This window comes from Kurthia sp. 11kri321, assembly GCF_001534765.1.
GTDB lineage: Bacteria > Bacillota > Bacilli > Bacillales_A > Planococcaceae > Kurthia > Kurthia gibsonii.
The window spans coordinates 508,238-528,227 of record NZ_CP013217.1 but is presented as its reverse complement, the minus strand read 5'-3'; the positions used below and the strand labels follow the sequence as shown (position 1 = coordinate 528,227).

The following is a 19,990-nucleotide window of genomic DNA, read 5'->3' as shown; positions in this document are numbered from 1 at the left end:
CATAAGGTTCACATTCCGTAAATTTACTAAATAAAAAAACAAGAGCTTTCAGCAAACACTCTGCTGTCCTCTCCTGTTTTTTTAAGACTCTTTTATTCGATTACAAAGGATGGCAAATCTTTTAACTCTTGCATAATTTGCTCCGCACTCTCAATTGCTTGACGAACACATTTTGGAATACTAATGCCATCATAGGTATTCCCAATCAAACGAATTGTTGGGTAAGCTTCATATAAAGATTCTTTCGATTTTCGCACGCGCTCTAAATGTCCAATCGTATATTGTGGCATAGCATTTTTATAGCGCGTCACAATCACTTTTTCAGGCGCGCCTGTAATCCCCACTAAACGATGTAAATCTTGCAACACGACTTTTTCAATTCCTTTATCGGATAACTCAACAATGGCTTCATCGCCTACGCGTCCAATGTAAGCTTTGATTAATACTTTACCATTTGGTGCCGTACCTTGCCATTTACGATTCATAAATGTAGCCGCAGTAATAGATAGATCATTATTACGTGATACAACAAAATCCGTTCCTGTAAAATGATGAGCAATTTGAGTTTCATCAAAAGCTAAAGAAACAGTAGCTACTGTGTTCAATGGGATACCATCTAGTTCTTGTAAAAGTTGTTTTTCATGAAATAACGACTGCGCAATTGTATGAGATGTTGCGATAATTACCGCATCTGCTTTAATTGAACTTTGGTTATTTAATGATAGTAAGAGTTGATGATTGCTTTTTTGAATATTCGTTACACGAACACTCTTTTTTAGCTTCACTTCAGTTAATTCATGAATCAATGCATCAACGAATGTCTCAAGTCCTCCTACGAACGAAAAACTTTGTTCTGCGTCTGTTAAATAGTCCGAAGAACGAGTGTAAGACTTCATACTTTGAATCAAGCCACTTGAAGTTTTACTGTGTGTAGAGAGAAAGGGTAATACCGCTTGTAAACTTAGTTCGTCGATATCTCCATTATAAATCCCCGACAACAAAGGTTCGGTCAAGTTCTCTAGTACTTCGCCACCTAATCGCTGTCTCACCCACTGTCCAAGTGATTGATCTTCTGTCATTTTTCCTTGTGGACGTAAAAAGTCGAATGTAGCTCGTGCTTTACCACTCCAAGACACCAAGTCCGATGTCAAAAAGGGTGTCATCTCTGTTGGAATACCGAATTGCACACCTTTTGGAACTGCGTGCAATTCTTCATTCACCGCCACAAACTTCCGCTCTTCTTTACTCCGAACAAGCTGTTTTTCAACTTTTAATTTTTTCGCTAATGTAGCGACCGTTCCTTTGTGATCTGTAAAAGAATCCGGTCCTTTTTCAATTTGATAGCCATCTTCTACGATGGTCTGAATCTTCCCACCAAATCGATGCGATGCTTCAATCAATACAATCTCAATTGGTAATTGTGCTGACTTTGCTTGCTCTTGTAAATAATAAGCAGCGGTTAATCCCGATATTCCTCCACCGATGATTGCAACCCTGCGCTTGTCATTCGTCACATCAATCATCACTTTCTTTTTAAGCTTCAGCTAATCTTCTTGTTACAACATCAGCTAATCCATCAATGAATAATGGATCTGCATTTGGCATTTTTGGACGACGGTAATTTGCGCCTAACTCATCACATACCACTTTACATTCGTAGTCATTATCGTATAGAACTTCTAAATGTTCTGCTACAAAACCTACTGGCGTATACACGAATGAACGATATCCTTTTTCGTTATAAAGGTCGCGTGTTAAATCTTGTACGTCTGGCTCTAACCATGGCTCTGGTGTTTGACCAGCTGACTGCCAACCAAACTCTACATTTTTCACACCCGTACGCTTTTGTAAAATATCTTTTGTATCAAACATTTGGTCACGGTATGGGTCACCCATTTCGATAATACGTTGTGGTAATGAGTGTGCGCATACGATTAAGCACGCTGTTTCACGTTCTTCTTCTGTCATATCAGCGAAAGCTTCATTAATTTTTTCAGTCCAGTATTGTAAGAATTTTTCTTCTTTATACCAGCTATCCACTGTATAGAACTTCATTGAACTACCTAACTCTTTCGCTTTATCCATAGCACGTGTGTGATATGCTTTTGTTGAGAATGATGAGAAGTGAGGTGCTAGTACGATTGATACCACTTCTTCTACACCGTCCTTCACCATATCTTCTACTGCATCTTCTACGAATGGTGCGATATGTTTTAAGCCAAGATATAGTTTATATTCCACTTCGTCTTGCATCTCGTTTAAACGATTTACAAGTGCTTCACTTTGTTCAAGTGTCGTTTTTGCAAGTGGTGAAATACCACCAATCGCTTGATAACGTTCACGTAAATCTTCAATTTGTTCATCGCTTGGACGACGACCGCGACGAATATGTGTGTAGTAAGGGATTAAATCTTCATCTTTTTCTGGTGTACCATACGCCATTACTAATAAACCAACTTTTCTTTTCATCTCAATCACCTCATAAAGTTATTGTTATTTCTTTGATGCGCTATATTCATGAATAAATGCTGTTAAACGTTTTAGAACATCTGGATTTACTGAAGGGAATACACCATGTCCTAAGTTAAAGATATGACCTGGCATTTCTAATCCTTGATCGATAATATCTTTTGTACGAGCTTCTAATACAGACCAATCTGCTAGTAATAATGTTGGATCTAAGTTACCTTGAAGCGGTTTTGTAATCCCCATTTGACGGGCTTGTTTAATTGGTAAGCGCCAATCTAAACCAACTACATCAACAGGTAGCTCATTCCAATCCATTACTAAATGACTTGCACCTACACCGAATAAGATTGAAGGAACACCTTCATCTTTTAATTCTGTGAAAATACGTGTCATGATCGGTTTAATAAAAATTTGATAGTCTTCATGATTTAAAGCACCTACCCACGAGTCAAAAATTTGGAAGGCTTTTGCACCCGCTTGAATTTGCGCCTTTAAATCTATAATAATCATATCTGCTAATTTATCCATTAATTTAAACCAAGCTTGTGGTTCAGACACCATAAAGGCTTTTGTTTTCGCATAGTTTTTCGATGGGCCACCTTCAATCATATAGCTTGCTAATGTGAATGGTGCACCTGCAAAACCGATTAATGGTACATTCAATTGTTCTGTCGTCAGTAGCTTAATTGTATCCAATACAAAAGGCACATGTTCTTGGGGATTGAATTCACGTAGTGTATCGACGTCTTTTGCAGAACGAATTGGATTTGAAATAACAGGACCGATTCCTGCTTCAATCTTCACATCTATCCCCATGCCTGGTAGTGGTGTCACAATATCTTTATACAAAATTGCTGCATCTACACCATAATTTTGCACTGGTAAATGTGTGACGTATGCACATAACTCTGGTTGATGTGTAATTTCCTCAAGAGAGTATTTTTCTTTAATTTTACGGTACTCTGGCTGTGAACGTCCTGCCTGTCTCATATACCATACCGGTGTATGTTCTGTCTGTTCGCCTCTTGCTGCGCGTAAAAGTGTATCATTAAATTTCGTCAATTGATTAGCCTGCCCTTCCTTCAGTTCATCTTTTTACTTTTGATTCACTTCATGTAAATCGTCTGTTCTATATTGATATCCATTTTCACTATAGACTTTTCATATATTAAAGTATAGTTTCAAAACCTTTTTGTCAAAAAAACTTTTTCAAATCTTGTCTTTTTTTTGACAACGCTATCATAACGTAAAAATAATTTGGAAAAACGACTAGACATTTTCAAATGTTGTGAATCTTTTATGTTAAACGGATATACTATAGAGAGTAGAAAATTAAAACATGAAGGTGGCGTTGAAATGTATATCTATTTAGCAACAGGAACAGCCGATTTTATGGAGCATTTACAAGCAAAATATAAAAAAGAAAATATGACGGTACTATATGGTGGACAACAATCTGTCTTAATGCATGTGACGGAAGGTAAAACAAAATTTGCAACACCGCAGTCATTTGAAGTTGTTGAAGCAGTTGGTGAATTTGAACCAGGTGGCTTCTATGCCATTACGTATGTCGATATTTTTGAAGATAGCCAATTATCTTTTGAAAATCGTCTGAAAAGTAAATCATTCCACTTTATTAACGAACCTGGATTTATCGCGTATAAATTATTAAAGCCGATTAAGTCAACTGTATTTGCGATTATCCAACAATGGACAGGTCCAAACTCATATCAAGTTTGGCGCGATTCAGCAGACTATGCAGTGGATTTTGACTTTATGGGGAATCATGAAACAGACCGTAGACCAACAACACTCGCTGTTGCACCGTACACAAAACTCTATGGAACAGCACCTGTTGAAGAAGTAGAAGAAGATAGCGATGATCGTTTTTAAGAGAGAAGGTATTGTAGATGAAAGAAGTCATTTGGAATGAATTAGAAGAACAATTTACATCGATGCAAGAAATTCGACGTTATTTACACATGCATCCTGAAGTATCGTATAAAGAACATGAAACGGTTGAATATATTTGTAACTTTTATGATGAATTTGATATTCCTTACGAAAGAAATATTGGCGGGAATGGTATTGTTGCCCGCATTGAAGGTGGATTACCTGGCAAAACAGTGGCTCTACGTGCTGACTTCGATGCCTTACCGATTCAAGAAGAAACAGGTGTTGCTTATCAATCAACTGTTCCAAATGTAAGCCATGCTTGCGGACATGATGGACATACAGCGACACTTCTTGTGCTTGCAAAAACATTATTTCAACATCGCGAACAACTAGCTGGAAACTATGTAATGATTCATCAACATGCTGAAGAAGTAACACCAGGCGGCGCAAAAGCAATGGTTGAAGCCGGTTGTTTAGATGGTGTTGATGCTGTTTTCGGCACACATCTATGGTCACAATTCGAAGCTGGCATCATTCAAACACGACCTGGTGCTATGATGGCTGGAGCAGACTCTTTCACACTTACACTACATGGAGTTGGTGGACATGGCGCAATGCCGCATACAACCATTGATACAGTAACGCTCGGAGCGCAAATTGTGACGGCACTTCAACAAGTGGCTTCTCGTCGTATTAATCCAACAAGCCCCGTTGTACTCACAGTTGGTTCATTCCACGCTGGTGATGCTTTTAATATTATTGCAGGGAGTGCTGAACTAAAAGGAACGGTTCGTACGTTCGATGTAGAAGTACGCGAACAAGTAATTGTTGAGATGGAGCGCATCATCAAAGGACTTTGTGAAGCTGCAGGTGCAACCTTCACATTCGACTACACGCGTGGTCACCCTCCTGTTATTAATGATGTTCTCATGGCGCAACATGTACTGGAAACAGCGCAACATGTACCCAATGTAAAAGCCGCTCAAATCATGGATGCAAACATGGTTGGTGAGGACTTTTCTTACTATTTAAATGCACGACCAGGGGCATTCTTCTTCACAGGTGCAAAGCCTTTAGATGGCCCAGCTTATGCACATCATCATTCTAAATTTAATTTTGAAGAATACGCGATGGTAGCTGCCGCTCAAACATTAGCTGCTGTAGCCATTGATTTTAATACGAATGCTTAATATAAAAAGAGGCATCACACGTCTATTTTCGTGTAATTGCCTCTTTTATGTTTAATTTTCTTGTAGCTCTTTTAATGCTTGCATGATGATCTCATATGAATGGACGCGTTTTGCTGGTTCATAAATATGTGATGTCACCATAATTTCATCTACTTGTGTAATTTGCAAGAAACTTTGTAGTTGATTCTTCACTTTTTCTGGGCCGCCTTTGAATGTATAGCGAAGTGCTTCTAATACGGCATAGCGCTCATTCATCGTCCAAATCTCTTTCATCGAATCAACAGCAGGCATTAGTTTTTTCGGTGAGCCTTTTACAATTCCTAAGAAATATTGATACAAGCTCGTTACCATGCGCTCAGCTTCTTCATTCGTATCTGCTGCCATACCATTCACACATGCAATGGTGTACGGCTTGTCTAAATACTCGGATGGCTTAAACTGCGTGCGGTAAAGTTGTAGTGCTTGTTCTAAGTAATTCGGTGCAAAGTGACTAGCAAATGCATATGGTAGTCCCATTTGCGCTGCGAGTTCTGCACTGAATAAACTTGAACCTAAAATATAGATGGGTACATTCGAGTTCTCACCTGGGAAGGCGTGTACACGCGCTCCTTCATTTGCACCTAAGTATGTTTGCAATTGCTCTACATCTTCTGGGAAGTTATTCGGTGCGCCGTATGGACTTCTGCCAAGTGCCTCTGCAGTTGTTGGATCTGTTCCCGGCGCTCTACCTACACCTAAATCAATTCGTCCTGGATACATTGCATCTAATGTACCGAACTGTTCCGCTACGATAAGCGGCTTATGGTTTGGTAGCATAATACCACCTGAACCTACTCGCATTGTTTTTGTATGTTCTGCAATTTTACCAATCAATAATACAGTAGCTGAACTCGCAATGCTTGCGCTATTATGATGTTCTGCAAACCAGTAACGCTCATAACCTAATTCTTCTACTTTTTGAGCGAGGTGTACGCTGTTCTGAATGGCTTCTCCTGCTGTAAATCCTTCTCCTACAGCAACTAAATCTAATACAGATAATTTGACGTTTTTCATCTCTTACCCCTCTCTTTCCTAAACTAGCCTAACAAATTCAAAGAAAAAAATGAAGTTTCCTTACTCGGACTTCTCCAAATAAAGAAACTTCACGTATTATTTTGATAAGCGTAATGTAATTTCTCCTACTACGAGAACGACGATACCTTGTAAGTAGAAGTACGGTGTACCAATGCCAGCAAGCGTTACAATTACTGCTTGTGCAATTAATGTATAGCGCGTTACTTTTTGTGCGGCTTTTTGACGTGCATCAGCTGGTAATGGATAGAGCATACTCATGGAGAAATCGACTGGCTTTCCTAGTGCTTGTTTTAATTGAATCGCTGTAGCAAAAGCAAGAGCTGCTGCGACAATCCCTACAATAATCGGCATATTCACAAATGCTGCTACTAACGCTGTAATCACAGTAAGACGGAACCAAAGGAAGAAATAATCATCCGTTCTTATAAAGCTTCTAACTAAATAATATTCGAATGTTGTTTTTTTCGTTTTCGGTACACCATTCACAAGGAAGTCCAGATAACGTCTTCTTTTAATATTTCCTTTTACAGCAGGTACATCCGTAAAGTAATTCGCAAAGCGGTAAATACGCATCATGCGATTTTCTTCTAATTTTACAAAGTGTTCGTAAGGGAAGGGTTCTTCTAATGTTTTTTTCTTACACATGACAGGATAAAGTGCCAAAATGATGATCATAATAATCGCATATAAACTATCATGATTTAATAAGAAGTATAAGAATACACCTGAAAGAATACCTCGTACAATGCGGTCTAGCCAAACATAACGACCTTTTGTCGCCCAGCGGAACATGAATTCCACATGTACATTCCACCATTTTAGTAATACAGTGAAAGCTAATCCGATTGCAATCCCAGAAACCTCAATTTCGCCCACTTGTCGCATCATCGGCCACATCACAAGATAGACGACGAGTGCGACACCTAATTGACTGAAGACGGTGTAGTTTAAGACACGATTGAAGTACATTGGCATCTTCGTCTCAAGTGGTAATAAATACACTTCGTCTGGCTTCTTAATAAGCGTTACAGGTTTACTTATCGTGAGAACAATCCCCATCACTGTTGCGACGAATAGAATCGTTGGAAAATCGTGCGGGGCAACTTTTAACCATTCACTGTACTGATAACCACCAGCACCAAGTAAAAATACAATCACGAGCGCCATATGACCTGTGAAAATATAGCGCATATATTTTTGTAGCTCTGTTATATAGTAATTAAACCGTTTACGCCAAACATCTTGTAAGTTATTCATGTTCTTTTTCCTTTGTCATCGCGATGTATAAGTCATCTAACGTCGCATCTGGCATGTTGAAGGATTGGCGTAAGTCATCCATCGTACCAAATGCACGTACATATCCGTTGTGAAGCAGTAGAATTTTATCACAATGTTTTTCAGCAGTAGCTAATACATGCGTTGACATTAAAATGGCTGCACCTTCTTTTTTCTTCTCATCCATTTGTTCAAGTAATAGTGAAATCGCAAGTGGATCAAGCCCTAAAAATGGTTCATCAATAATATACAGCGATGGTTCTACTAAGAAAGCACACATAATCATAACTTTTTGACGCATCCCTTTTGAAAAGTGAGATGGGAACCAATTCAATCGTTTTTCCATACGGAATTCACTAAGTAACGGGGCAACACGCTCACGCATCGTTTCTAAATCGATTCCGTACGCCATCGCTGTTAATTCTAAATGCTCTTTTAATGTTAGTTCATCATATAAAACAGGTGTCTCAGGAATGTATGAAAAAGAAGTTCGGTATACATCCATATTCTCTTTCATCGTTTTTCCATTAATTTTAATTGTTCCTTTTTGTGGTTGCATCATTCCAATGATATGTTTGATTGCTGTACTTTTCCCAGCACCGTTCAGACCGACTAAGCCGACTAGCTCACCTGCTTCTAGTTTGAAGTTTAAATCGTGTATAACGGGTTTTCGTGTATAACCGCCTGTTACAGCAGATACTTCTAATATTGACATCTTCATCACTCCATTCTCAGACACAATTGCCTGAAACATCCTATTTGAATATACTTAGTTTATCAAAAATTCAATTATATCGCAGTTGTCATATGATAGAATAGAAAGAAATATATGAAAGGTGTGTGAAATAGAATGGCTGATTGCGTATTTTGTAAAATTATTGACGGTTCTATTCCAAGTAAAAAAGTGTATGAGGATGATTACGTATATGCCTTTATGGACATTACGCCTTTATCAAAAGGTCATACATTATTAATTCCAAAAGAGCATGTTGCGAATGTATTCGAATTATCTCCTGAAACAGCATCGCATCTATTCTCTGTTGCACCTGTAATTGCGAATGCGATTAAAGATGCATTCCAACCTGCAGGTATGAACTTATTAAACAACAATGGTGAAGCTGCGGAACAAAGTGTATTCCACTTCCATCTTCACTTCATCCCTCGTTACGATGAAAAAGATGGATATAAGCCAATTTGGAAAACAAAAGAAGACGAGTTTACTTCTGATATTATTACACAAGTAGCAGATGAAATTGCTGCACAATTAAATAAGTAAGCGCACTTGATTTTACACGGTTGACACGATAGAATTACGCTAAGTTTCGCTAACGCTCACGAGGAGACGTTAGGAGACGAAAAAATTTTAGAAGAGCTTAGGAGAGATGAGAAATGAAAACAAAAAACTTAGTATTAATGGCATTACTTGTTGCGGTAGGTGCTGCACTGTATTTAGTCATCCCAGGATTCAACGGAGGAATGAAACCAGACTTCATGTTAACGATGATGTTTATCGGTATTTTCCTATTCCCGAATTCTCGTGACGTATTCTTATTAGCTGTCACAACAGGTATTTTATCTGGTCTATTTTCTACATTCCCTGGTGGGTTTGTGCCGAACGTGATTGATAAGTTTGTAACTGCGTACGTAGTATTATTCCTTGTGAAACTATTAAAAGGACAAGCAAAGAATTTTGTCTCATCAGCTATATTAGTTGGCGTAGGAACAATCATTTCAGGCAGTGTATTTTTAGGATCAGCGATTTTAGTGATTGGTGCAAACATTCCATTTATTGCACTATTCTCAACTGTTGTACTACCAGCAATTGCGATTAATATCATTGCGTTTGTTGTAATTTATCCTATTATTACAACACTCGTAAAACGCTCTAAGTTTGATACTTCATTGTCACATGCATAAGTAAGACGAAAGTCGGTTGCTACTAAAAGTTAGGCGCTACTCATTAGAAATTGATGAAAAGACGATGACTTTTGAGGGCAACCGCTTTTATTTTTCTTGAATCATGTTTTAATATAATAAAAAAAGGAAATATTATCATTAGGAAGGAGCTTTTCACATATGAATGTAAAAATATTTGTGCTTGGCATCGGCGCTGGGCTTGTAGCAGGTGCTGCCGTAACATTATTCACAACTCCAAAATCAGGTAAGGAATTAAAGGGTTCTTTAACGCAGTATAAAAATAACTCCTCAGACATTAAGAACGAATTACAGCAACGAATTGCAACGATTAAGCAATCGGTTAATTCGATTAAATATGAAGTTCAAAACACGCTACCTGATGCAGTTTCAGGTATTAAAGAAGCTGTTAGTACATTCCAAGAAACTTCAGCTCCGTCGCAAGAAAACTTGAAGAAACACATTGAAGATTTAAAAAAATCAGCCGATGAATTAAACGCTGAGATGGAAGAGCTTCAAAAAATTACACTGAAGAAAAAAAAGGGCTCAACAAACTAAGAGCATGAAGATTTTAAAAATTCATTTATTTCATTCTTTTCTCGTTGTATATTTTTGGGAAATAATGATATAATGAAAAAAAATGCGAAAGTGGTGGTAGCATGTCTGAAGATTTATATTCGGTGAAAGAAGCCATGATTTATTCACAACGAATTGCCCATTTATCTAAAGCACTTTGGAAGGCTGTTGAAAAAGATTGGCAAGCCTGGATTAAACCGTATGACTTAAACATCAATGAGCATCACGTCCTTTGTATTGCATCTAATTTAGAAGGCGCGTCTATTTCAGATATCGCTAAATTTGGTGTTATGCATGTATCAACAGCATTTAACTTCTCCAAAAACCTTGAAGAACGAGGATTACTTTCTTTCTCTAAACGTGATGATGATAAGCGAAATACATACGTTGAGATTACAGAAAAAGGTCAGGCACTATTGCAAGATCTAAATGACAACTACGACAAAACAAATCATACTGTAGTCGACGGTTCGCTTCCGTTAAAAGAAATGTATGGTAAATTCCCACAGTATCTTGAGTTAATGGCTGTCATCCGTAACATTTATGGTGACGACTTCATGGATATTTTTGAAAAGTCATTTGAGAACATGGAAAAACAGTTATAACACAATCAAAAATCCTCTTCAATTTCTTTATTGGAGAGGATTTATTGATACCATCACATTGTAAGCGTTCTCTTAAATTCATACTAAAAAAAGTGCTTGCTTTTGTCATTAAAAAGACTTATGTTATGTATCGACGATTTTTATTCCCTATTTTGGGAACGTCGTTGAACACAGGAAGGACTACTACTTGGAAGCCCTTCAGTTATGAATGAATGGAGATGCTTACAGTGCATTGTTGGAAAACTATTAATGTGCAAAAACAATACGGACATGATCGTATTTTTCTATTTTCGATGATTTTCGTTTTTATTGTTTTTTCGTTTTTCTATATTTCAATTAATGTCTTTCGTCACGGTCCTATGTCTGATCAACGATTTTCATGGTTTTTACTCGTTTTATTATTGACATACCCTTTGCATAAATTATTACATTTTATGCCGATTGCACGTTATCGCAATCGACTACGCTTTTCAGTCGAGAGAAAATTCGGGATTATTCCCCTTTTAAATATGAGAATTCATGAACCAATTATGAAATCACGCTATTTGATTTCACTTATAATGCCTTTTATTATTATTAACTCGATCTTTATTATAGGTGCTATCACATTACCAAGTTTCCGCCACTACTTTACGATTCTACTCGCTTATCATAGTGGACTTTGTCTTATTGACTTGTTATATGCGAAACATTTATTAAAGACACCTAAAAAAGCATTGGTCGAAGAAACAGATAAAGGTTTTGAAATATTAGTTCCTTATACAAATACGCGAACAAACTTGTCAGCATAACAGTTCATTTGATATGCTTGAAGTGTATGATAGGAAGGGGGAACGGTCTTGATTATAATTGTCATTTTATTTGCGGTTTTTTACTTATTCCAGATCAATCGCATGACATATGCTCTATGCGCCAGAAAAGAAATTCCAGAAGAAAAACAACCAAAGGTATACAGAACAATCAATATCTTAATCACGATTTTATTAGTTTCTTTATATTTAAAGACCTACTATTCAATTTAAGCCTCACTTCTATCTTAAAACGTATATTTTATACTTAGATTATAAACAGGAGCAGCGAACGTCGCTGGTTCTGTTTTTATTTGCATATTTTTAGGGTAAAAAGCAGATAAATATTCTTTTTAAAAACAATATAGTAAAATATGTATTTTTTTCATATCGTTGTATAGGCAACCTTTTTATTTTTTAATCGTTCTATGGTATAGTTACAAAAGCAATGGTTTATTAGGCTTAAAGAGATATTAGGTTGGGAGAGAATTTAATAATGAAAAAGACAGTATTAACATTAACACTTGCGGCTTCAGTACTAGGTTTGGCTGCTTGTGGTAATTCAGGTGACGAGAAGGTAGTCACTTCTAAAGTTGGCGATGTAACACAAGAACAACTTTATAAAGAACTAAAAGAAACTGCGGGCGATCAAGCACTTCAATTAATCATGATTGAAAAAGTACTTGAAAACAAATACAAAGTATCTGACAAAGAAGTAGACGCACGTTACAAAGAACAAAAAGAACAAATCGAAGCACAAGGCCAAGATTTAAAAACTTACTTAGCGTCTCAAGGTATGACAGAAGATACATTCAAACGCTATCTTAAACTGAACCTTCTACAAGAGAAAGCACAAACAGACGGCATCAAAATCTCTGATAAAGAAGCGAAAGAATACTATGACCGCACAAAGAAAGAATTAAAAGCGAGCCATATCTTAGTAGCTGATGAAAAAGAAGCGAAGAAAATCGAAGCTGAATTGAAAAAAGATCCAAAGAAATTTGCTGAACTTGCAAAGAAAAATTCAACAGACCAAGGTACAGCATCTAAAGGCGGCGAACTTGGTTGGTTCGGTCCAGATCAAATGGTACAAGAATTCACTGATGCTGCTTATGTAATGAAAAAAGGTGAAATTTCTGAGCCAGTAAAATCAAGCTACGGTTACCACATCATTAAATTAGAAGATACACGTGTGAAAGAAGTAAGTAAATCATTTGATGATGAAAAAGATGCAATCAAACAAACACTTGCTCTTAAGAAAGCAAAAGCTGAAGATCCAAACTCTACAAAACTACAAGAAAAAATTGCTAAGTTAATGAAAGATGCTGATATTAAAATCAAAGATAAAGATTTAAAAGACGCTCTATCTTCATTCTTAGGTTCTTCTAAATAAATAAAGAAAAAGCATGATGGAGAATTATGATTCTCCTCATGCTTTTTTTGTTTATTCAATTGTTGGTTTGTAGAAAGCACGATTATCAAGAGCAAACAGACGCTCTGTAAATTCCCCTGCTTCTGTTTTTGATAATGCGCGTTTTAACATATTCATCTTCGCATCAATATTATCAATGTAGTGTAAAATCTCCGCTTCTTGAATCATTGGCTTTTTAGGGCTACCCCACTCTTCTTTACCATGATGCGATAACACCATATGTTGAAGTAGCATGACTTCCTCACCTTCAATCCCAAGTTCCTCTGCAATCACTTCAATTTCAGACACCATAATTGTAATATGTCCCAGTAAATTCCCCTTCACTGTATAAACAGTTGAAACAGGTCCTGATAGCTCTACTACTTTACCGATATCATGTAAAATAATCCCTGCATATAATAAATCTCGATTAATTGTTGGGTATAAATCTGCAATTGCCTTTCCTAGACGTAACATTGACGTTACGTGATCAATTAACCCCGATGCATAGTCGTGATGATTCTTTGTCGCAGCTGGATATGTCATAAACGCAATCTCATGCTTTTTCACTAATTGTCTTGTAATACGGTTAATCGCTGGATTGTGAATATCGAATAAATAAGATTGTAACTCCTCATACAATTGTTCTTTTGGTGTATCAGAAGATTGAACAAGGTCCGACACCTGAATTGGTTCGCCTTCTTTTACAGGTCGTATTTGTTTAATACGTAACTGTAACTTTCCTCTGTAATCTTGAATTTCTCCACTAATATGCACAATGCCACCTGCTGGATACATTTGAACTTGTTCATCACCTGCATCCCATAATTTCGATTCAATACTGCCACTCTTATCTTGCAAAATAAGGGTCATAAATGGTTTTCCCATTGTTGTAACACCCTTCGTTGCTTGTTTGATTAATAAATATTGGTTGACGGCTTCGCCAACACGTAATGTTGCAATTCCTTCCATCTCTTAATCAATCTCCTTTCCTCTGAAGTATTTAAAAAAACGCTTCAATATGATACTTACATAACATTTATTGTACCACTTTGGTAAAAAAGAAAGTATTTTAAATCCATTCGATTTCAGCATAGTGCATACTTTTTTTATCTATTCCCTGAAAAGCGTAGTTATCCCTAGAAAGTTTTTCGTATTTCATATTATAATGAATAAGTATTCATTATTTTATAAAGGGGTGCTTTATAATGAAATTTCGCTTTACTGCTTTTCAACCAACTGGGGAAGTCATTTTAGATGAAGATTGGGAATTCGAAAACGATCATGAAGCTAAAACAGCAGGTGCTGAAAAAATCGCCTCACTTGAATTAAGTGAAGCTACACATCGCTTAGTCAATTCAAAAGGAAAACTCATTCTTTTCCATTCGTAAAATAAAGAATAGGAAACCACGAATATGTGTGGTATTCCTATTCTTTTCTATTCCCCTTTAAAGTTTGGTTTACGCTTCTCTACAAATGCGCGAATACCTTCCATATGATCTTTTGTATCTCGCATTTTCTTCTGACCTTCTGTCTCTTTCAACAAAATCGATTCGAGCTCTGGTAAGCGACGTTCGTTTAGAATCTTTTTCGTCTCAATCATCGCTTTTAGTGGCGCATGTGAAAAACGTTGCACCATAGATTGTACAAATTCATCCACAGCACCCTCTGCTACAATTTCATCTACAAGACCAATTTTCTGTGCTTTTGTACCGCTCATAACTTCTCCTGCCCAAATAGCTTGCTTTGCTTTCACATTTCCCAAACGCTCCTGCATGAAGAAATGCCCACCACCATCTGGAATTAACCCAATACCAATGAAGTTCATCGCAATTTTAGCTGTTTCCTCAGCGATGACATAATCTGCTGCGAGCGCCGTACTCAACCCAAGCCCTGCTGCTGCCCCGTGGACTTGAGCAATGACAATCTTCGGTAATGTATATAATAAACGCGTATAACGCGCTACAAGCGTCATAGCGTCTTCCAAATCTAAATCACCTTGAATCATTCCTTTAATATCTCCACCTGATGAAAAGGCCTTTCCCTGTCCCTTTAAAATAACGACCTGAATTTCATGTTGATGATGAAGCTCCTCAAAACAATCACCTAATTCTTTCATCATTTCTAAATTAATTGCATTCATCGATGTTGGTCGATTCAATGTAATCGTTGCAACACGCCCTACCTGTTCAAAAAGAATTGTTTTTTCTGTCATATGGACACCCCTTATATTATGAATGGTCATTCATTATTAATATTCGTGAAAAATCTGAAAAGTCCTTTATTTCTTTTTGTTACGAACATTTATACGAATGAAAAAAACGTATTTTAACACTTTACTACACTAATGGATAAGAACTTTTAATGTTTACGGAAACCCCTAAACCTTACACCTTCAATATTGTAAGCGTTTTACTTTTACTCTCTGATACAATTTCAAAGCTTTCATTGTCCTCTCTAAAAGAACGAACATTTAAATGATTAATAATTAAAAATGTTCGTTTTAATTCTTTTTAAAGGTCTTAAAAAAGGTTATTTTTAATAATTTTCAAAATTACCGTTGACATTCCTTAACATTAGCTTTAATATAGATTTAAATTCAAATCACGCACAAATATGATGACGAAGACATGCTTATGATTTTTGAAAATCCCACAGCGAGCTGATGGTCGGTGCAAATCAGCGATTTCATACATAAGTTCCACTTCTGAATAGGTATTCTGAACATCCAAAAGTAGGTTTACCCGGCACATGCACGTTACGCATATAGATAAGACTGTCCTCTTTGTATGGACAGTAAATTAGGGTGGTACCGCGTTACTAAATGTATACATTTAGCCTTTCGTCCCTTGCAATTTTTTTGCAGGGATGGAAGGCTTTTTATTTTTTCAAAAACGAAAGGGGAAATTTCATTATGTTAACAGATTATCAATTATTACGTATTCCAGGACCAACACCAATCCCACCGAGTGTAGAAAGAGCGATGACAAAACCGATGATCGGGCACCGTGGTAACGAAACTAGTCAGATGATTCAAAATATTAAGCCAAAACTGAAAAAAGTATTCGGAACAGAGCAAGATGTCATGATGTTAACAGGTAGTGGCACTTCTTGTTTAGAAGCTGCAATCGTCAATGTTGTACATCCAGGTGACAAGGTACTTGTCGTTGCAACTGGTGTATTCGGAAACCGTTTCACAAAAATTTGTGAAGCATACCAAATCGATGTAGAGGAGTTCCACGTTGAATGGGGTACAGCACTTGACCCAGAGGCTGTAAAAGCACATGTTCAAGCAAACCCAGAAATTAAAGCCGTATTCTCTACTTACTGTGAAACATCTACAGGTGTCTTAAATCCTGTTGGTCGTTTAGCACAAGCGGTACATGAAGTATCTGAAGCACTTGTCATCATTGATGGTGTATCTTGTATGGCGGGTGTTGAAACGAAGATGGATGAATGGGGATTAGATATTGTTGTAACAGGTGCTCAAAAAGCATTAATGTTACCAGCTGGTCTTGGCTTTGTAGCTGCAAGCGAACGCGCTTGGAAAGTGATCGAATCAAATCCAAAACGCGGTTTCTACTTAGACTTAACAAAATACCGCGATAACTTAGCAAAAGATACGACACCATTTACACCTGCTCTATCTCTACTATTCGGCTTAGAGCAAGTTCTTGAAAATTTAGAAACAGAAGGTCTTGAAAATGTCTATGCACGTCACCGCTTAATGCGCGATATGACACGTGCTGCTTTCAAAACACTAGATGTTCCACTATTCACGAAAGATGAAGATGGTTCTCCAACTGTAACATCTTTAAAACCAATTGACTTCGATGCAGAAGCATTCCGTAAAGAAATCAAAGGAAGCTTCAATCTAACAGTTGCTGGTGGACAAGCTGACTTAAAGGGTAAAATCTTCCGCGTTGGTCACATGGGTTACTGCGCACCAACGGACGTACTTCAATATTTAGCTGCGATGGAAATTGCATTAGTAAAAGTAGGCAAGAAAATTCAATTAGGTGCTGGTGTAGCTGCTGCACAGCAAGTATATCTTGAACAAACACAACAACGTGAATTAGAAGGAGCGAAATAATCATGGCAATTAATATTTTAATTAGCGATCCACTAAGCGAAGATGGGATTTACCCTCTTCGCCAAGAACAAGAATTAGATTTAAATATCGTTAGTAATACAGGTTTAGCACCTGAAGAACTAAAAGCAATCATCAAAGACTTCGACGTACTACTTGTTCGTTCTCAAACGAAAGTAACGCGCGAAATTATTGAAGCTGCTGACAATTTAAAATTAATTGGTCGTGCTGGTGTTGGTGTTGATAATATCGACTTAGAAGCTGCAACAGAAAAGGGGATTATCGTTGTCAACGCTCCAGACGGTAATACAAACTCTGCTGCTGAACATACAACAGCAATGATTATGGCACTAGCTCGTCATATTCCACATGCTTACCAATCTTTAATGGAAGGTCGCTGGGATCGTAAAAAATTCGTTGGTGTTGAATTAAAGAATAAAACACTTGGTGTTGTCGGTTTTGGTCGTATTGGTCAAGAAGTGGCTCATCGCGCAAAAGGTAACCGTATGAACGTCATCGCTTATGACCCATTCTTAACAGCTGAAAAGGCAGAAAAAGCGGGTGTTGATTACGGTTCTGTAGAAGATGTCGCAAAAGTGGCTGACTTCATCACAGTCCACACACCATTACTTGATTCTACACGTCATATGATTAACGAAAATATTTTTAATATTATGAAAGATGGCGTACGTATCATCAACTGTGCACGCGGTGGAATCATTGATGAAGAAGCTCTTTATGCAGCAATCGAGTCTGGTAAAGTAGCTGGCGCAGCACTTGACGTAATGGAAGAAGAACCTTTCGTAGGAAACAAATTATTAGACTTGCCTCAAGTCATTGCAACACCTCACTTAGGTGCTTCTACAATTGAAGCACAAGAGTCAGTTGCAGTAGATGTAAGTAACGATATTTTAAGTTACTTCAAACATGGTACAGTTTTAAATCCTGTGAACATGCCATCTGTTCCTAAAGATATGGTCGCAAAAGTAGAACCATTCTTCGAACTAGGCGATAAAATTGGTAAATTAGTTTCTCATTTAACAGACGAACCAATTAACGAAGTCAATATCTATTACTCTGGTGATTTAGCAAACTTCGATGTTCGTCCATTAACGAATAATACAGTAAAAGGAATTTTAACGCGTAACTTAGGTAATCACGTAAATAACGTAAACGCACGTTACCTAGCGGATCGTAATGATATTAAAATTAACGAGCATAAATCAACACGTGCAAAAGCATTCTTAAACTCAATTACAGTTGAGTTAGTAACAAACAATACAACGCATAAAGTAAAAGGTACGCTACTTGCTGGACTTGGCGCACGTATTGTACAAATTGATGACTATAATGTAGATATTAATCCAGAAGGACATATCTTATTCATTAAACATACAGATAAACCAGGTGCAATCGGTTTAGTTGGTACACTACTTGCAGATCAAAATATTAATATCGCAACGATGCAAGTTGGACGTGCAATTGAAGGTGGGGATGCCATCATGGTACTTTCAGTTGACCACGTAGTTGAATATGTTGACTTCTTAAAACAACAAAAAAATATTTTCGAAGTAAAAGCAATTACACTATAAATCATTTTCACAAAGGTAATGAGAGGAGACGCAATAACGCGCCTCCTCTTTTTTTGCCATCATAAAGAGGATTACACATAAGCGTAATCCCCATCTTTTATTGTTTCATTTTATATAGACATACTGCAATTGTAAGTAACAACGACACAAAGACAATACGTTTCTTTTTACGACTTCGATTCATATTTCTTCCAATTCCTCCTCATGTCATTATAGAACGTGACACAAAAAAGAAAGTTTCTATTAAGCTTCAATAATTGCTTTTAATTCGCGCAAGTTTTGAATTTCATATGTAGGAATAACCGTCTCAGAAGATGCTTTATGTTCGCGATTAATCCATACATTCTTCATACCAATACGTGATGAACCTAAAATATCGGTCATTAAATTATCACCAACCATAATTCCCTCACCTGCTGAAATACTGGCTTTTTCTAATACATGTTCAAAAATAGAAGCATCTGGCTTTCCTTTACCAAAATCACCTGAAATAATAATATGATCAAAGTATGGAACTAGCTCAGGTGTAATTTCTAACTTCGTATTTTGTAGACTTGGCGCACCATTTGTTAATAATACTAATTGGTATTTCCCTTTTAATTGCTCCAATACTTCAAAAGTTTCCTCATATACAAAAGGACTTCTTTTACGCGCTTCAATAAAATATTCACCTAACATCTCACCAAGCTGCTCATCTTCAATACCATATTCTTTTAATCCTTGTGTCCAAGCATCTTTACGATATTGCGGTACAATCGTCTTCATCTTTTGGAACGAAGGTGTTGGATCGTCGAATGTTCCCCACATTCCTTCGAAGGGATTGATACCAATCATTTGTGTGTAATCGTAGACTTCATAACTTGCGTATAAATTTCTCGCTGCCGCACGAACAGCCGCTTCTAACTCCTGAACATCCACTTCTCCATCCACATGTTTTGCTGCTTCTTCACATGTTAAACGAAAAGCTTCTGCAATACTTCTTTGATCCCATAATAACGTATCATCTAAATCAAAAATAACTGTTGTAATCGTCATATTAACGCCCCTATATCATTCATTTTTCTCTCTTTATTGTACTATATTTTATAATATAAACGACATGAATTCAGA

21 protein-coding genes are annotated in these 19,990 nt (G+C 37.0%); 12 read left to right on the top strand and 9 right to left on the bottom strand.

Annotated features, from left to right (window positions below; all coding sequences use genetic code 11):
- Positions 1-92 precede the first annotated feature (92 nt).
- From hemG to hemE, 3 genes are read right to left on the bottom strand one after another with little or no spacing between them, the layout of a single operon-like run.
- Positions 93-1,514, bottom strand: a complete 1,422-nt coding sequence (hemG, locus tag ASO14_RS02765) for a protoporphyrinogen oxidase (RefSeq protein WP_197409936.1) — start codon at positions 1,512-1,514, stop codon at positions 93-95.
- A gap of 19 nt (positions 1,515-1,533) precedes the next feature.
- The gene (hemH, locus tag ASO14_RS02760; RefSeq protein WP_068451116.1) at positions 1,534-2,469 is read right to left on the bottom strand and encodes a ferrochelatase; all 936 of its coding nucleotides are present in this window, start codon (positions 2,467-2,469) and stop codon (positions 1,534-1,536) included.
- 24 nt (positions 2,470-2,493) lie between these two features.
- Positions 2,494-3,531 carry a uroporphyrinogen decarboxylase gene (hemE, locus tag ASO14_RS02755; protein ID WP_068451115.1) on the bottom strand — a complete coding sequence of 346 codons (1,038 nt, stop codon included), beginning with the start codon at positions 3,529-3,531 and terminating at the stop codon, positions 2,494-2,496.
- Between the two features lie 294 nt (positions 3,532-3,825).
- Between hemE and ASO14_RS02750 the strand changes: the two genes are divergently transcribed.
- On the top strand, positions 3,826-4,362 hold the full coding sequence (locus tag ASO14_RS02750) for an antibiotic biosynthesis monooxygenase (protein ID WP_068451112.1): 537 nt from the start codon (positions 3,826-3,828) through the stop codon (positions 4,360-4,362).
- Between the two features lie 17 nt (positions 4,363-4,379).
- Positions 4,380-5,555 carry a M20 metallopeptidase family protein gene (locus ASO14_RS02745; RefSeq protein WP_068451109.1) on the top strand — a complete coding sequence of 392 codons (1,176 nt, stop codon included), beginning with the start codon at positions 4,380-4,382 and terminating at the stop codon, positions 5,553-5,555.
- A gap of 51 nt (positions 5,556-5,606) precedes the next feature.
- On the opposite strand, the gene ASO14_RS02740 is transcribed toward ASO14_RS02745, so the two are convergent.
- The 3 genes from ASO14_RS02740 to ASO14_RS02730 form a co-directional block, all read right to left on the bottom strand.
- Positions 5,607-6,608 carry an LLM class flavin-dependent oxidoreductase gene (locus tag ASO14_RS02740; RefSeq protein WP_068451106.1) on the bottom strand — a complete coding sequence of 334 codons (1,002 nt, stop codon included), beginning with the start codon at positions 6,606-6,608 and terminating at the stop codon, positions 5,607-5,609.
- Between the two features lie 96 nt (positions 6,609-6,704).
- Entirely contained in the window at positions 6,705-7,886 is a 1,182-nt protein-coding gene (locus ASO14_RS02735; protein ID WP_068451104.1) for an ABC transporter permease, read from the bottom strand.
- Positions 7,879-8,619 (bottom strand): ABC transporter ATP-binding protein, encoded by a 741-nt coding sequence (locus ASO14_RS02730; protein WP_068451101.1) that lies wholly within the window; start codon positions 8,617-8,619, stop codon positions 7,879-7,881. Before ASO14_RS02730 ends, ASO14_RS02735 begins: the two co-directional genes overlap by 8 nt.
- A gap of 135 nt (positions 8,620-8,754) precedes the next feature.
- On the opposite strand from ASO14_RS02730, the gene ASO14_RS02725 reads away from it, so the two are divergent.
- From ASO14_RS02725 to ASO14_RS02695, 7 genes are all read left to right on the top strand, one after another.
- Positions 8,755-9,180 (top strand): HIT family protein, encoded by a 426-nt coding sequence (locus tag ASO14_RS02725; RefSeq protein WP_068451098.1) that lies wholly within the window; start codon positions 8,755-8,757, stop codon positions 9,178-9,180.
- A 113-nt stretch (positions 9,181-9,293) separates the two neighbouring features.
- Positions 9,294-9,821: a tryptophan transporter gene (locus ASO14_RS02720; protein ID WP_068451095.1), complete on the top strand. Its 528-nt coding sequence runs from the start codon at positions 9,294-9,296 to the stop codon at positions 9,819-9,821.
- A gap of 159 nt (positions 9,822-9,980) precedes the next feature.
- Positions 9,981-10,376, top strand: a complete 396-nt coding sequence (locus ASO14_RS02715; protein WP_068451092.1) for a YtxH domain-containing protein — start codon at positions 9,981-9,983, stop codon at positions 10,374-10,376.
- A 101-nt stretch (positions 10,377-10,477) separates the two neighbouring features.
- A complete protein-coding gene (locus tag ASO14_RS02710; RefSeq protein WP_068451090.1) occupies positions 10,478-10,999 on the top strand; it encodes an HTH-type transcriptional regulator Hpr in 522 nt (173 codons plus the stop codon).
- 227 nt (positions 11,000-11,226) lie between these two features.
- A complete protein-coding gene (locus tag ASO14_RS02705; protein WP_068451087.1) occupies positions 11,227-11,790 on the top strand; it encodes a DUF3267 domain-containing protein in 564 nt (187 codons plus the stop codon).
- 48 nt (positions 11,791-11,838) lie between these two features.
- On the top strand, positions 11,839-12,021 hold the full coding sequence (locus ASO14_RS02700) for a hypothetical protein (RefSeq protein ID WP_068451084.1): 183 nt from the start codon (positions 11,839-11,841) through the stop codon (positions 12,019-12,021).
- A gap of 262 nt (positions 12,022-12,283) precedes the next feature.
- Positions 12,284-13,180: a peptidylprolyl isomerase gene (locus ASO14_RS02695; RefSeq protein WP_068451080.1), complete on the top strand. Its 897-nt coding sequence runs from the start codon at positions 12,284-12,286 to the stop codon at positions 13,178-13,180.
- A 51-nt stretch (positions 13,181-13,231) separates the two neighbouring features.
- Here the strand turns inward: ASO14_RS02695 and yhaM are convergent, their stop codons facing one another.
- Positions 13,232-14,170: a 3'-5' exoribonuclease YhaM gene (gene yhaM / locus ASO14_RS02690; protein ID WP_068451077.1), complete on the bottom strand. Its 939-nt coding sequence runs from the start codon at positions 14,168-14,170 to the stop codon at positions 13,232-13,234.
- 236 nt (positions 14,171-14,406) lie between these two features.
- Between yhaM and ASO14_RS02685 the strand changes: the two genes are divergently transcribed.
- A complete protein-coding gene (locus ASO14_RS02685; RefSeq protein ID WP_068451074.1) occupies positions 14,407-14,589 on the top strand; it encodes a YhzD family protein in 183 nt (60 codons plus the stop codon).
- Between the two features lie 47 nt (positions 14,590-14,636).
- Here ASO14_RS02685 and ASO14_RS02680 read toward each other — a convergent pair whose 3' ends face one another.
- Positions 14,637-15,413, bottom strand: coding sequence for an enoyl-CoA hydratase (locus ASO14_RS02680; protein WP_068451071.1), 777 nt, complete (start codon positions 15,411-15,413; stop codon positions 14,637-14,639).
- Between the two features lie 699 nt (positions 15,414-16,112).
- Here ASO14_RS02680 and ASO14_RS02675 point away from each other — a divergent pair.
- Positions 16,113-17,291 carry a pyridoxal-phosphate-dependent aminotransferase family protein gene (locus tag ASO14_RS02675; protein ID WP_068451067.1) on the top strand — a complete coding sequence of 393 codons (1,179 nt, stop codon included), beginning with the start codon at positions 16,113-16,115 and terminating at the stop codon, positions 17,289-17,291.
- A 2-nt stretch (positions 17,292-17,293) separates the two neighbouring features.
- A complete protein-coding gene (gene serA, locus ASO14_RS02670; RefSeq protein WP_068451064.1) occupies positions 17,294-18,880 on the top strand; it encodes a phosphoglycerate dehydrogenase in 1,587 nt (528 codons plus the stop codon).
- Positions 18,881-19,123: 243 nt separating this feature from the next.
- On the opposite strand, the gene ASO14_RS02665 is transcribed toward serA, so the two are convergent.
- Positions 19,124-19,915 carry an HAD family hydrolase gene (locus tag ASO14_RS02665; RefSeq protein ID WP_068451061.1) on the bottom strand — a complete coding sequence of 264 codons (792 nt, stop codon included), beginning with the start codon at positions 19,913-19,915 and terminating at the stop codon, positions 19,124-19,126.
- Positions 19,916-19,990: the final 75 nt, after the last annotated feature.

Coding starts and splice junctions, on each gene's coding strand:
- hemH (WP_068451116.1), bottom strand. CDS start 2,469: ATGAAAAGAAAAGTTGGTTTATTAGTAATGGCGTATGGTACACCAGAA.
- ASO14_RS02750 (WP_068451112.1), top strand. CDS start 3,826: ATGTATATCTATTTAGCAACAGGAACAGCCGATTTTATGGAGCATTTA.
- ASO14_RS02745 (WP_068451109.1), top strand. CDS start 4,380: ATGAAAGAAGTCATTTGGAATGAATTAGAAGAACAATTTACATCGATG.
- ASO14_RS02740 (WP_068451106.1), bottom strand. CDS start 6,608: ATGAAAAACGTCAAATTATCTGTATTAGATTTAGTTGCTGTAGGAGAA.
- ASO14_RS02735 (WP_068451104.1), bottom strand. CDS start 7,886: ATGAATAACTTACAAGATGTTTGGCGTAAACGGTTTAATTACTATATA.
- ASO14_RS02730 (WP_068451101.1), bottom strand. CDS start 8,619: ATGTCAATATTAGAAGTATCTGCTGTAACAGGCGGTTATACACGAAAA.
- ASO14_RS02725 (WP_068451098.1), top strand. CDS start 8,755: ATGGCTGATTGCGTATTTTGTAAAATTATTGACGGTTCTATTCCAAGT.
- ASO14_RS02720 (WP_068451095.1), top strand. CDS start 9,294: ATGAAAACAAAAAACTTAGTATTAATGGCATTACTTGTTGCGGTAGGT.
- ASO14_RS02715 (WP_068451092.1), top strand. CDS start 9,981: ATGAATGTAAAAATATTTGTGCTTGGCATCGGCGCTGGGCTTGTAGCA.
- ASO14_RS02710 (WP_068451090.1), top strand. CDS start 10,478: ATGTCTGAAGATTTATATTCGGTGAAAGAAGCCATGATTTATTCACAA.
- ASO14_RS02695 (WP_068451080.1), top strand. CDS start 12,284: ATGAAAAAGACAGTATTAACATTAACACTTGCGGCTTCAGTACTAGGT.
- yhaM (WP_068451077.1), bottom strand. CDS start 14,170: ATGGAAGGAATTGCAACATTACGTGTTGGCGAAGCCGTCAACCAATAT.
- ASO14_RS02685 (WP_068451074.1), top strand. CDS start 14,407: ATGAAATTTCGCTTTACTGCTTTTCAACCAACTGGGGAAGTCATTTTA.
- ASO14_RS02680 (WP_068451071.1), bottom strand. CDS start 15,413: ATGACAGAAAAAACAATTCTTTTTGAACAGGTAGGGCGTGTTGCAACG.
- ASO14_RS02675 (WP_068451067.1), top strand. CDS start 16,113: ATGTTAACAGATTATCAATTATTACGTATTCCAGGACCAACACCAATC.
- serA (WP_068451064.1), top strand. CDS start 17,294: ATGGCAATTAATATTTTAATTAGCGATCCACTAAGCGAAGATGGGATT.
- ASO14_RS02665 (WP_068451061.1), bottom strand. CDS start 19,915: ATGACGATTACAACAGTTATTTTTGATTTAGATGATACGTTATTATGG.